The sequence below is a fragment of the Curvibacter cyanobacteriorum genome (assembly GCF_028649475.1).
Taxonomy (GTDB): Bacteria; Pseudomonadota; Gammaproteobacteria; order Burkholderiales; family Burkholderiaceae_C; genus Curvibacter; species Curvibacter cyanobacteriorum.
This window is the reverse complement of record NZ_JAQSIP010000003.1, coordinates 105,051-117,387: the sequence shown is the minus strand read 5'-3', so window position 1 is coordinate 117,387 and position 12,337 is coordinate 105,051. Positions and strand designations below refer to the sequence as shown.

The 12,337-nt window shown below is 68.8% G+C and carries 11 protein-coding genes; 5 read left to right on the top strand and 6 right to left on the bottom strand.

The annotated features are described in order from the left end of the window. Positions 1-26: 26 nt before the first annotated feature. Positions 27-1,376, bottom strand: coding sequence for a glycerate kinase type-2 family protein (locus tag PSQ40_RS07160; RefSeq protein WP_273950109.1), 1,350 nt, complete (start codon positions 1,374-1,376; stop codon positions 27-29). A gap of 192 nt (positions 1,377-1,568) precedes the next feature. Between PSQ40_RS07160 and PSQ40_RS07155 the strand changes: the two genes are divergently transcribed. Beyond that, the gene (locus PSQ40_RS07155) at positions 1,569-3,356 is read left to right on the top strand and encodes a GGDEF domain-containing protein (protein ID WP_273951144.1); all 1,788 of its coding nucleotides are present in this window, start codon (positions 1,569-1,571) and stop codon (positions 3,354-3,356) included. A gap of 47 nt (positions 3,357-3,403) precedes the next feature. Here PSQ40_RS07155 and PSQ40_RS07150 read toward each other — a convergent pair whose 3' ends face one another. Next, the gene (locus PSQ40_RS07150) at positions 3,404-4,789 is read right to left on the bottom strand and encodes an MFS transporter (RefSeq protein ID WP_273950108.1); all 1,386 of its coding nucleotides are present in this window, start codon (positions 4,787-4,789) and stop codon (positions 3,404-3,406) included. Between the two features lie 424 nt (positions 4,790-5,213). Here PSQ40_RS07150 and PSQ40_RS07145 point away from each other — a divergent pair, with 424 nt between their 5' ends. Together PSQ40_RS07145 and modA are read left to right on the top strand one after the other, a co-directional pair. Next, positions 5,214-5,804, top strand: coding sequence for a lysophospholipid acyltransferase family protein (locus PSQ40_RS07145; RefSeq protein WP_273950106.1), 591 nt, complete (start codon positions 5,214-5,216; stop codon positions 5,802-5,804). Between the two features lie 138 nt (positions 5,805-5,942). Further along, positions 5,943-6,701 carry a molybdate ABC transporter substrate-binding protein gene (gene modA, locus PSQ40_RS07140; protein WP_273950104.1) on the top strand — a complete coding sequence of 253 codons (759 nt, stop codon included), beginning with the start codon at positions 5,943-5,945 and terminating at the stop codon, positions 6,699-6,701. Positions 6,702-6,818: 117 nt separating this feature from the next. On the opposite strand, the gene PSQ40_RS07135 is transcribed toward modA, so the two are convergent. The 3 genes from PSQ40_RS07135 to xdhC form a co-directional block, all read right to left on the bottom strand. Further along, a complete protein-coding gene (locus PSQ40_RS07135) occupies positions 6,819-8,216 on the bottom strand; it encodes an 8-oxoguanine deaminase (RefSeq protein WP_273950102.1) in 1,398 nt (465 codons plus the stop codon). Between the two features lie 27 nt (positions 8,217-8,243). Further along, the gene (locus PSQ40_RS07130) at positions 8,244-9,452 is read right to left on the bottom strand and encodes a urate hydroxylase PuuD (protein WP_273950100.1); all 1,209 of its coding nucleotides are present in this window, start codon (positions 9,450-9,452) and stop codon (positions 8,244-8,246) included. A 218-nt stretch (positions 9,453-9,670) separates the two neighbouring features. Then, on the bottom strand, positions 9,671-10,492 hold the full coding sequence (gene xdhC / locus PSQ40_RS07125; protein ID WP_273950099.1) for a xanthine dehydrogenase accessory protein XdhC: 822 nt from the start codon (positions 10,490-10,492) through the stop codon (positions 9,671-9,673). A gap of 159 nt (positions 10,493-10,651) precedes the next feature. Here xdhC and PSQ40_RS07120 point away from each other — a divergent pair, with 159 nt between their 5' ends. Next, on the top strand, positions 10,652-11,209 hold the full coding sequence (locus PSQ40_RS07120; RefSeq protein ID WP_273950097.1) for a hypothetical protein: 558 nt from the start codon (positions 10,652-10,654) through the stop codon (positions 11,207-11,209). A 6-nt stretch (positions 11,210-11,215) separates the two neighbouring features. Here PSQ40_RS07120 and uraH read toward each other — a convergent pair whose 3' ends face one another. Continuing rightward, positions 11,216-11,566, bottom strand: coding sequence for a hydroxyisourate hydrolase (uraH, locus tag PSQ40_RS07115; RefSeq protein ID WP_273950095.1), 351 nt, complete (start codon positions 11,564-11,566; stop codon positions 11,216-11,218). A gap of 99 nt (positions 11,567-11,665) precedes the next feature. Between uraH and PSQ40_RS07110 the strand changes: the two genes are divergently transcribed. Next, the gene (locus PSQ40_RS07110) at positions 11,666-12,331 is read left to right on the top strand and encodes a GntR family transcriptional regulator (protein WP_273950094.1); all 666 of its coding nucleotides are present in this window, start codon (positions 11,666-11,668) and stop codon (positions 12,329-12,331) included. The last annotated feature ends 6 nt before the right edge of the window (positions 12,332-12,337 follow it).

Sequence of the window (12,337 nt, the reverse complement as noted above, 5' to 3'; positions counted from 1 at the left end):
CGCCCCGGCGCCGCCCGCGCCGGGCCTCACAAAATGAGCAGCGCGCGGAAATCGTTCACATTGGTGTTGGTCGGCCCCGTGACCACCAGATCACCCAGCGCCTCGAAGTAGCCATAGGCGTCGTTGCGGTCCAGGAAGCGGTCGATCCGCAGGCCCAGGGCCTCGGCCCGGGCCAGGGTGTCGGGCGCCACGCGGGCCCCCGCGTTGTCCTCCACCCCATCGATGCCGTCGGTGTCGGCGGCCAAGGCCCACACCCCGTCCAACCCTTGCAGCGCCTGCGCCAGCCCCAGGCAAAACTCGCCCGCGCGCCCGCCCCGGCCACGCGGGCTGCCGGCAGGCTGGGGCCGGATGGTGACCGTGGTTTCGCCACCCGACAAGATCAGGCACGGGCGTGCAAACGGCGTACCGTGCCGCACCACCGAGCGCGCCAGGGCGGCGTGCACCTTGCCCACCTCGCGCGATTCACCCTCCAGGTCGTCGGCCAGCACATGCACCGGCAGGCCGGCAGCGCGGGCCACGGCGGCGGCGGCCTCCAGCGATTGGCGCGGCGTGGCAATCAGGTGTACCGACTGGCCCGTGAAGACGGGGCTGTCGGGTTTGGGGGTCTCCAGCGTGCCCGCCTCCAGTGCGGCGCGCACCTCGGCCGGCACCTCGATGCGGTAGCGGTCAAGGATGGCCAGCGCCTCGGCGCAGCTGGTGGCGTCCGGCACCGTGGGGCCGCTGGCGATGACCGAGGGGTCGTCCCCCGGCACGTCGCTGATGGTCAGGGTCACCACCCGGGCCGGGGCGCAGGCCGCGGCCAGGCGCCCGCCCTTGATGCGCGAGAGGTGCTTGCGCACGCAGTTCATTTCACCAATGTGGGCGCCGCTTTCGAGCAAGGCGCGGTTGATGCGCTGCTTCTCAGCCAGGGTCAGGCCCTTGGCCGGCAGGGTCAGCAGGGCCGACCCACCGCCCGAGATCAGGCACAGCACCAGGTCGTCGGCGCTCAGGCCCTCGGTCAGTTGCAGCATGCGCTGGGCCGCCGCCAGCCCGGCCGCGTCGGGCACCGGGTGGGCAGCTTCGACGATCTCGATGCGCTGCGGCAAGCCCGCGGGTCGCGGCGGAATGTGGTGGTAACGCGTCACCACCAGACCCGACAAGGGGGCCTCGGCCGGCCACAGCGCCTCCAAGGCCTGCGCCATCGAAGCCCCGGCCTTGCCCGCCCCCAGCACCAGGGTGCGGCCCTTGGGCGGCGCCGGCAAATGCTGACCCAGGCTCTGCAGGGGCTGCGCACGCTGCACCGCCACGGCATACAGGTGCTCGAGGAAGGCCGCCGGGGCCGTGACGGGGTCGGGCGTGAGGCCGGAAATGGACGGGGACGGGGTCGGGGAAGTCATGCCCTGATTGTGCCCAGCCTGGGCCCGGCCAGCCTTCACTTGCGGTGAAGGCTGTGTTGCTCATTGCGTCATGGCCCTGTCACAGCAGGCTGCCAAAGTCCGTTTCCCTGACCTTGCAGGAGCCTCCTTTTGAACCGAAACGAACCGGAATCCCAGGCCGTGGCCCACGCCTCGCGCCCGGACCTCGGGCTGATGCTGGCCCCGGGACCGCTGGCGGAGTTGATGGCGACCCAGGCCCTGCACTGCGTCTTTCAGCCCATCGCCGACCTGCGCACCGGCAGCATCTTTGGTCACGAGGCCCTGATCCGCGGCCCGGTGGGCAGTGCCTGGCACCGCCCCGATGTGCTGCTGGCCCTGGCGGCCCAGGAAGACCTGCTGTTTGAGTTTGAGTTGTTTTGCGTGCACACCGCGCTGGCCCAATGGGGGACGCTCGGTGAACCGGGTCGCCTGTTCGTCAACATCAGCGCCGACGCGCTGGTGCAGGCGGTGCGCGTGCACGGCAGCAAGGCCATCGTGGACACGGCCTGGCAATGCGGTGTGTCGCCGCGCATGCTGGTGCTGGAGCTGACCGAGCACGAACGCGTGGGGGACATGGGGCAGCTGCACATGGCGGTGCAGCACCTGCACTCGGCCGGCGTGTCGCTGGCCCTTGATGATTTTGGCGACGGGCGCTCGAGCCTGCGCCTGTGGTCCGAGCTCAAGCCCGCCTACGTGAAGATCGACAAGTACTTCACCCACGACCTCAGCGAGCGCACCGAAAGCCTGCAGGTGGTGCATGCGCTCAAGGGCATCGCCGAGGTGTTTGGTTCGGTGCTGATCGCCGAAGGCATCGAGACCCGCGACGACCTGCGCGTGCTGCGCGACCTGGGCATGGCCTATGGTCAGGGCTACCTGCTCGGGCGCCCCGCGGTGGCCGTGATGGAGCGCATCGAGGCCGACGCCCTGGCCGTCATGAGCGACCGCCGCGTGGCCGTGTTGCCCCAGCTGCAACACACGGCGCGGCCCGGCGTGCTGCGCCACCTGCCCGTGATCCAGGCACCTGCCGCCCCCCTGACCTGCACCAACAACGAGCTGGCCGAGCTGTTCAAGCTGCGCCCCGAACTGCACGCCATCGCCGTGGTCGACGGCGAGCGGCCGGTCGCGCTGATCAACCGCCAGCAGTTCATGAACCACTACGCGACGCTGTATTTCCGCGAGGTGCATGGCCGCAAGCCCTGCCTGGCCTATGCCAACCACTCGCCGCGCGTGGTCGAGCTCGACTACGACGTCGACGAGCTGGTGGGCATCCTGACCTCACAGGACCAGCGCTACCTCAGCGACGGCTTCATCGTCACCGACAACGGCCGCTATGTGGGCCTGGGCACCGGAGACCAGCTGGTGCGCTCGGTCACCGAGGCGCGCATCGAGGCGGCGCGGCACGCCAACCCGCTGACCTTCCTGCCAGGCAACATCCCGATCAGCATGCACATCGACCGCCTGCTGGACAGCGGCACCGAATTTGTCGCCTGCTACGCCGACCTGAACCACTTCAAGCCCTTCAATGACCAGTACGGCTACTGGCGGGGCGACGAGATGATACGCTTGGTGGCGCGCCTGTGCGTGGGCCACTGCGACGCGCGGCGCGACTTTGTGGGCCACGTCGGCGGGGACGATTTCATGATCCTGTTCCAGAGCAACAACTGGCAGCAGCGTTGCGAAGACATCATCGAGGAATTCGCGCGCGAGGCCCTGGCCCTGTTCGACGACAGCGCCCGTCAGGCCGGCGGCATCGAGGCCGAGGACCGGCACGGGGTGAAGCGGTTTTTCCCCTGCACCACGCTGTCGATTGGCGCGGTGCGCATCCTGCGCGGCCAGTACCACTCGGCCGAACAGGTGGCCAACGAAGCGGCCCTGGCCAAGCACGAGGCCAAGCAGAGCCAAAGCGGCCTGTTTGTGCGCGAGCTGACCAAGGCACACCAGGCACGCCAGCCGGGACGTTGAGCCCGGCGGGCGCCCGCGCCCCAGGCGGGACTGGCGCCCTCAGGGCCTCAAGCCTTGCGCAAGGCCTCCTGGCGCAGGCGCTCGTACTCGGCCGCGTCCAGGGGACGCGCCTCGGGCAGGCCCAGGTCTTTGGAGGGGATGCGGAAGGTCTCCCGCGAGCTCCAGGCCGCCAGCGAGGCCAGCACACAAATGCCCAGCGTGATGGCGCCCACGGTCATCGGGATGTTGGCCGAACCGGGCGGCGCCACGGCCGCGAACAGGGCCGGCAGCAAGGCCGTCACCAGGGTGCCCAGGTTCTGCGAGATGGCCATGGCCGACACGCGGGTGCGGGCCGGGAACATTTCGGGGTAGAAGCTCGGGAACACCGCGTTGTAGCCCTGGTACACCAGGCCCCACATCAGCAGCGACATGAGCATGGCCAGCGGCACGTTCTTGATGCTGATCGCGTACAGGTAGCCAAACGACAGCAGGCCCGCGCCCAGGGCCCCGAGGATGATGGGCGGACGGCGGCCGATGCGGTCAGACAAATTGCCCACCATCGGGATCACGACCACGGCCAGGCAGTTGCCCAGCACGGGAATCCACAGGTAGACGTCCTTGTCAAAGCCAATGCCATAGCCGGCCTGCACCGCGTAGGCGGCCCCGAACACCGTGGTCACCACGGGAATCACGTTCATCAGCGCCATGCAGACCACGCGCAGCATGTTGGGCCAGCTTTGGGTGATGGCCTGCACGATGGGGGCGCGAACCACTTGGCCGGCCTGGCTTTCCTCGGCAAAGATCGGGGTTTCATCGACCTCGCGGCGGATCACCCAGCCCACGATGATGACCACAAAGCTCAGCAAGAACGGAATGCGCCAGCCCCAGGTGTTGAAGTCCTGAGCGGGCAGAAAATGCGCCAAGGGCAGGAACACCGCGGCGGCCAGGATCTGGCCCGCCTGCACGCCCTGCAGCGCGAAGCTGGCGAAGTAGCCGCGGCGGCCCACCGGGGCATGCTCGAGGATCATCGAGCTGGCGCCCGAGATCTCACCGGCCACGGCAAAGCCCTGCACCAGGCGCAGCAGCACCAGCAGCGTCGGCGCCAGCAAGCCGACCTGGTCGTAGGTGGGCAGCAGACCCACCGCCACGGTCGAGAAGCCCATCAGGAACATGCACAGCACCAGCACCTGCTTGCGGCCATGGGTGTCGCCCCAATGGCCCAGGAAGAACGCGCCGATCGGGCGCGCCACGTAGCCCACGCCATAGGTGGCCAGCGAGGCCACGATGGCCACTTGCGGGTTGCTCGACGGAAAGAAGAGCTGCGGGAAGATCAGCGACGCGGCCGTCGCGTAGATGAAGAAGTCGTAGTACTCCAGGACGGAGCCGATCCAGCCACTGGCGGTGGCCTTCTTGGTTTGCTGGGCCTCGTGCGAGGCCACGGGAGAGCGGGACATGACGGGTTCTTTCGAGCAGGGCTCAGGACAGAGGGCCCGGGCGGCCCCCAGGCGCTTCGGTGCCGGGAGCCCGCGGGGGCCGGGTTCAGTTCCAGGGTTCCATCTCCCGCCGCAGCAACTCACCCCAGAGGGGCGGGCCGGGCGGGAGAACGTGGGTGCGGACTGTAGGGCCTACACAGGGTTTATCCCAGTGTGGAGTCCACGATTTCGTGCGATCACCGCGCAATATTGTCCGATGATCATTCAATCCAAGGGTTTCACCTAGGCTCATAAACCCTGAGCCGCGCGGCTCTTTCGGCTGAAAAAGCGCCCACTGGGCCCCGTTGAAGCCGTGTTTTCAGGCTCTACCTTGCCTTTGATCGGGTGGAATGCCACGCCCAACCGGCACAATCGCGGCTATCTCAGGCCCTAAGCCCCCCGCCTCATGCACCGAACCATCTTCACCACCCCTGGGGTCAACCGCCTGTTGCGCGCCTTCTCGATCGCCTTTTTGCGCCTCAAAGGGTGGCGCGTGGAAGGCGCCCTGCCCTCGGAGCACGCCCGCTGCGTGCTGATTGCGGCGCCGCACACCAGCAACTGGGACCTGCCCTACACGCTGATGGTGGCCTTTGCCTTGCGACTCAACATCCACTGGATGGGCAAGCGGCAGTTGTTCCGCTTCCCCTTCGGCCCGGTGATGCGCTGGCTCGGCGGCCTGGCGGTGAACCGCGAGCAGTCGACCAACCTGGTGGCCGCCTCGGCCGAGGCCATCCAGGCCAGCCCCGGCCCCTGGCAGCTCGTGGTGCCCCCGGAGGGCACGCGCAGCAAGACACGCCACTGGAAAACCGGCTTCTACTGGATCGCCGTGACCGCCCAGGTACCGATCGTGCTGGCGTACATGGATTTCGCCGAGAAACGCAGTGGGCTGGGCCCGGTGTTCCACCCCACCGGGGACATCGACGCCGACATGCGCGAGATCAAAGCCTTTTATGCCCCATTCCGGGGCCGCAACGCGGCCGAGTTCGACGCCAGTTGAACCCGCGCGGGCAAGCCCCGTGGCACCGCGCCCACGCCCACGCCCACGCCCACGCCAACCCCAGCCTGCCCAGCCGCCCTGCTGATGCCAGGGTCAGCGCTTGGCGCTACCATTCGCTATTCACTTCAGGAATAGCGAATGCCAACCCAGTCCCTGCGCCGCCTGCTGCCCCTGGGCCTGATCGCCTGGAGCCTGGCCGCCCCGCTGCGCGCACAAGAGCTGACGGTGTCGGCCGCGGCCAGCCTGACCAACGCCTTCCAGGCGGTGGCGCAGGCGTTTGAGAAAGAGCGACCCGGCGTCAAGGTGACCCTCAACTTCGCCGCCTCGGGACCGCTGCTGCAGCAGATTCGCCAAGGCGCGCCGGTGGATGTGTTCGCCTCGGCCGACCAGGACACCATGGACCGCGCCGTCGCGGCCCAACTGATGGCCCCAGGCCGGGTGGACTTTGCCAGCAACAGCCTGGTGCTGGTGGTGCCCGCCAACCAGACCCAGCCCCCCAGCAGCCTGGCCGACCTGGGTGGCCCCGGCTACCGCAAGATCGCCGTGGGCCAGCCGAGCAGCGTGCCGGTCGGCCGCTACACCCTGGAGGCCCTGCGGGCCGCCCAGCTGGACGCGCCCTTGCAGCCGCGCTTCATCTACGGCGACAGCGTGCGCCAGGTCCTGACCTATGTGGGGCGGCAGGAGGTGGACGCGGGCTTTGTCTACCGCACCGACGCCTTGCTGGACCCGAGCAAGGTGCGCATCGCCTTCAGCGTGCCGACGGCCACGCCGGTGCGCTACCCGGTGGCGGTCGTCAAGGCGAGCCGCCAGCCCGCCCTGGCCCAGGCCTTTGTCGACTACCTGCGCTCGGCCCCCGCGCAGGCACTGTTGCAGGGGCACGGCTTTTCCAAACCCTGAAGCCTGCGCACCGCACCGCACCGCACCGCACCGCACCGCACCACACCACACCGCGCGGCGTCAGGGCGCCGCCAGCACCGCGCTGCGTCGCCGCACAGTGCGGATCAGTGCACCGTCCTAGCGCTGCCCCAGTGCCGAGATGGCGAGTTGCAGGGCCAGGCGGTTGTGGCGCTCCAGCAGCGGCGGCAGGTCCAGGGTGGTGAGTTGCCCGTCGCGCACCACCACCCGGCCATGGACCACCGTGTGGCGAGCCTTGGCGCTGGCGCACAGCAACAAGGCCCCCACCGGGTCGTGCACCGCGCCGCCAGCAAAGTCGAGGCTGCGCAAATCAAACACCGCCAGATCGGCACACTGGCCCACAGCCAGGTGGCCGATGTCACTGCGGCCCAGCACCTCGGCGCCACCGCGCGTGGCCAGGGCCAGGGCGTCGCGCGCCGTCATTTCGGCCGGACCGGCGTCACAGCCAAAGGGTTCGAGTGCGCGCCCGACGCGCGCCAGCAGCAGGGCCTGACGTGCCTCGCCCAGCATGTGGGCGCCGTCGTTGCTGGCACTGCCGTCCACCCCCAGGCCCACCGGCACGCCCGCGTCCAGCATGCGGCGCACCGGCGCAATACCCGAGGCCAGGCGCATGTTGCTGCAGGGGCAGTGGGCCACGCCGGTGCGGGTGCGGGCGAACAGGCCGATGCCGGCCGCGTCGAGCTTGACGCAGTGCGCGTGCCAGACGTCGTGGCCAACCCAGCCCAGTTGCTCGGCGTACTCGGCCGGGGTGCAGCCGAACTTCTCGCGGCTGTAGGCGATGTCATGGTCGTTCTCGGCCAGGTGGGTGTGCAGGCGCACCCCATGGGCACGCGCCAGCAAGGCCGATTCGCGCATCAGGTCACGGCTCACGCTGAAGGGCGAGCACGGCGCCACCGCCACCTGCACCATGGCGCCGTGGCCGGCGTCGTGCCAGGTCTCGATCAGGCGCTGGGTGTCGCGCAGGATGGCGTCCTCGCGCTCGACCACCGCATCGGGTGGGAGACCGCCTTGCGACTGGCCCACGCTCATGCTGCCGCGCGTGGCGACGAAGCGCATGCCGATCTGCTGGGCCGCCTCGATGCTGTCGTCCAGGCGCACGCCGTTGGGGTAGATGTAGAGGTGGTCGCTGCTGGTGGTGCAGCCACTGAGCAGCAGCTCGGCCATCGCCACCTGGGTCGAGACCCGCACCATCTCGGGCGTCAGGCCAGCCCAGATCGGGTACAGGCCACGCAGCCACGAGAACAGCTCCGCGTCCTGCACCGCGGGGATGGCCCGGGTCAGCGACTGGTACATGTGGTGGTGGGTGTTGACCAGGCCCGGCGTGACCAGGCAGCCCGACACATCGAGCACTTCGTCGGCCTCGGCAGACAGTTCGCTCGCGGGGCCGATGGCCTCGATGCGGTGGTCACGGATGAAGACGGACGCGTCCGTCAGCTCGCGCCGCTGTGCGTCCAGGGTGGCAACACAGCGCGCGTGGCGCAGCAAAAGGGTGCTCATGGCGGGGGCTCGGCAGGCGGAGAACGGTCAGGGCGCAGTCTTGGCACCACCCTGGAACCAGGCGCCCACCAGCGCCCGCTCGGCATCGGTGATGCCGGTGGCGTTGTTCATGGGCATCGCCTTGCTGACCACCACCTGCTGGTAGATCGCCTGCGCATGGGCTTGCACCTGGGCCGGCGAATCAAGGCGGATGTTCTTCATCTGCACCGCTTCGCCGTGGCACAGGTAGCAGCGCTCGGCCAGCACCGGCTTGAGCTGCTCATAGCCCACGGCCACCGGCGCGGCCGCCGGGGGGGTGGCGGCCACCGGGGCCGGGCGCAGCCAGACCAGCAGGCCCAGCAACACCACCACGCCCGCCGCCGCGTAGGGCCAGGGGTGGGGGTTGCGGCCCAGCTTGTGGCCGTGGCGCATGACAAAGAACTGGCGGATGGCGGCGCCCGCGAACATCATGGCGATCAGGATCAGCCAGTTCTGCGGGTGCGTGTAGGTGAAGCTGTAGTGGTTGGACAGCATGGCAAACAGCACCGGCAGCGTGAAGTAGGTGTTGTGCACGCTGCGCTGCTTGCCGCGCTTGCCGTGGATGGGGTCGACCGGCAGGCCGTCCTTGATTTGCTGCACCACGGTGCGCTGGCCCGGGATGATCCAGAAGAACACGTTGGCGCTCATCGAGGTGGCGATCATCGCGCCCACCAGCAAGAAGGCGGCACGCCCGGCGAACCAGTGGCAGGCCAGCCAGGACGCCACACAGACCAGCACCAGCACCAGGGCGCCGACGATGGCGTCGCCGTTCTTGCGCTGACCGAAGACGCGGCAGATGCCGTCGTACAGCAGCCAGAACACGACCAGAAAGCCCAGCGCCACCGCAATGGCCTCGGCCGGTGCCCAGTCCATGCGCGACTTGTCGATCAGGTAGGTGCTGGCGCTCCAGAGGTAGGAGATGGTGAACAGCGAAAAGCCGCTGAGCCAGGTGCTGTAGCTTTCCCAGTAGAACCAGTGCAGGTGGCTGGGCAGCTTGGGCGGCGACACCGCGAACTTGACGGGGTGGTAGAAGCCCCCGCCGTGAACGGCCCACAACTCGCCGCTGACGCCCTGGCGCTTGAGGTCGTCATCGACCGGCGGGGTCAGGCTGCTGTCCAGAAAGACAAAGTAAAACGACGACCCCACCCAGGCGATGGCCGTGATGACGTGGACCCAGCGCAGCAGCAGGTTGGCCCAGTCGAGGAAATAACTTTCCATGCTCAACTCCCGTGACGCGCCCGCGAACGGACCCCCACGTTGAAAGCCTGCTCACCACTGCGGGCGCTCTGAGCAGATGTTGCGGCCGCGGCCATGGGCCTCAAGAGAACCCCAGCTCCGCTGCGACCTGATGCTGAATGACCGCGCGCCGAAGCGCCCGACCGGCCGAAGTGTATACACTTTTTGCAAACCGTCGAAGCCGCTCACGCGACCCGTCCTCAGGGCTTTCCCGAGTCGGAGCGCTTCAGCAATAACTGTGCCGCCACCGACACCGCGATCACCTCGGGCTGCTTGCCCTGCAGACCGGGCAAGCCGATCGGGCAGGTGACGTGGGCCAGTTCGGCGTCGGTGAACCCGCGCTCGCGCAGGCGCCGCTGGAAGGTGGCCCACTTGGTCTGGCTGCCAATCAGGCCGATGAAGGGCAGGTCGGCACGCTCGCGCTGGCGCCGCAGGCAGGCGGCCACGATGTCCAGGTCCTCCGCGTGGCTGAAGCTCATGATCAGCACCTGGGCGCCGGGCGCCAGGTCCTGCACCGCCTGGGCCACCGGGTCGGAGTGCTCGGCCAGCACCGTCTCCGGCAGCTCGGCCGGGAAGATGCCATCGCGGCTGTCGATCCAGTGGATCTGGAACGGCAGCCGGGCCAGCACCTGCACCAACGCATGCCCCACATGCCCCCCGCCAAACAGGGCCAGCGGCGAGCCCTGGGGTGCCAACTCGGTGCGCAGGCGCGGCACGTCGGCCGCCACCACGCGTTGCAGTGACAGGTGCACCGCGCCACCGCAGCACTGTCCCAGGCTGGGGCCCAGGGCATGGCGCTGCTGCAGCGGCCAGGCCGTGTCGGGGCGCGCCAGCCCCTCGCGGGCGGCGAGCAGGGCCACCAGTTCCAGGTGCCCCCCGCCGATGGTGCCCAACACCGCGTCGGGCCACACCGCCATCCAGGCGTCCACCCCCCGGGGCACCGAGCCCTGGGTCTGCACCACCCGCACCAGGCAGGCCGGTTCGCGCGCCAGGCGCTCAAGAAAAAGAGACAAGGCAGTCATGTGGGCATTGTGCGGGCGCGGGGCCCCGATCGGCCGCCCAACCGGCGGCGGGCGCACGGTGACGCGGGGGCGCCAGGCCACCCCCCGCCCCACCGCCGCCGATTGAAACAAATGGCACCCTTCTGGGGCAGGCCTTGGGAGCGCAGGCAAAATGCGCGCATGAGCGGCTCAAACCCACGTCCATCCCTGTTCAAACACCGCCTGTGGCAACGCCCCAGCTGGCTGGTGGCCACGCTGTGGGCCACCCTGCTGGCCTCGTGCAGCCACACGCCGCTGCCCGACAGCAGCCCCACCCCGGCCAGCCGGCCAGACGCCACCCCGGCCGACCCTGGCACGGCGCGCGATCCCCAGGCCACGCACCGCGGGCCGCCGCCCGCCTCGCAGGCCAGCACGCCCAAGGCCTACCGGCAAGATGCCGCCAAGCACCTCTACCTGCTCAACCAAGACCGCATCTACCCGGGCAAGCTGCCCGCCATGCTGTACGCGGTGGGCGTGTTGCAGGTGCACCTCGACCGCCAGGGTCGGGTCACACAACTGCACTGGATGCGGGCGCCGCGCCACGCACCCGAGGTGATCAGCGAGATCGAACGCACCGTGCGCCAGGCCGCGCCCTACCCGGTGGCCGCGCGCCTGGGTTCGGTGGTCTACACCGACACCTGGCTGTGGGACGAAAGCGGGCGCTTCCAGCTCGACACCCTGACCGAAGGCCAGCACTGAGCAGCCTCAGGAGCCGCGGTAGGTCGAGTGGCTCCAGGGGCTGACCAGCAAGGGCACGTGGTAATGCTGGTCCGCATGGGCGATGCCAAAGTCCAGCGTCACCCGGTCCAGGAACGGCGGCTCGGGCAAGTCCACGCCACGCGCCTGGAAGTACGCCGCCACCTCGAACACCAGCCGGTAGGTGCCCACGCGCAGGCTGGCGTTGTCGTACAGCGGGCCATCGGAGCGCCCATCCTGATTCAACACAAAGCGGCGCACCAAGGTGGCGCTGTCGCCCTGGGTGGTGAACAGGGACACGGCCATGCCCGCCGCCGGGCAGCCGTGCATGGTGTCCAGAACGTGTGTACTCAAGCCCATGGGAACCTTTCAAATTGGCGATGACGTCGGGCCCGGATGACCCGTGTTTGGTGAACCAAAAGTGTATACACTTTTTGAATTGGGGGCTATCATGCGCCCATGGAGACCTCGACCACCCACTTCATCGTCGAAAGCCTGACGCGGGCCATCGTCGAGCACCGACTGCTGCCGGGCACCAAGCTGGCCGAGCAGAAGCTGGCCGACCATTTTGGTGTCTCGCGCACGCTGGTGCGGCAAGCCCTGTTCCAGCTGTCGCAAAACCGGCTGATCCGGCTCGAACCCGCGCGCGGCGCCTTTGTGGCGGCCCCCTCGGTGACCGAAGCGCGCCAGGTGTTTGCCGTGCGCCGCATGCTGGAAGCCGAAATGACGCGCGCTTTTGTGCGCGAAGTCACCCCTAGCAAGATCAAGGCCTTGCGTGAGCATGTGGCGCGCGAAAAGGCCGCTGTCGAGCGCGGCGACGCACCGGGCCGCACCGAGCTGCTCGGTGATTTCCATGTCCGCATGGCCGAACTGATGGGCAACGAGGTGCTGGCCCAGATGCTGGGCGAGTTGATCTCGCGCTGCGCCCTGATCACCCTGATGTACCAGTCGGCCAGTGCCGCCGAGCACTCGCACGAGGAACATGGCGAGATCGTCAAAGCCCTGGCCGCGCGTGACGAAGCCCTGGCCGTGCAGCTCATGAACGAGCACCTGACCCACGTCGAAACCAGCCTCACTTTTGACCGCAAGCTGCCCACCAGCGACCTCTCCATGGCCTTGTCCTGACCCGCG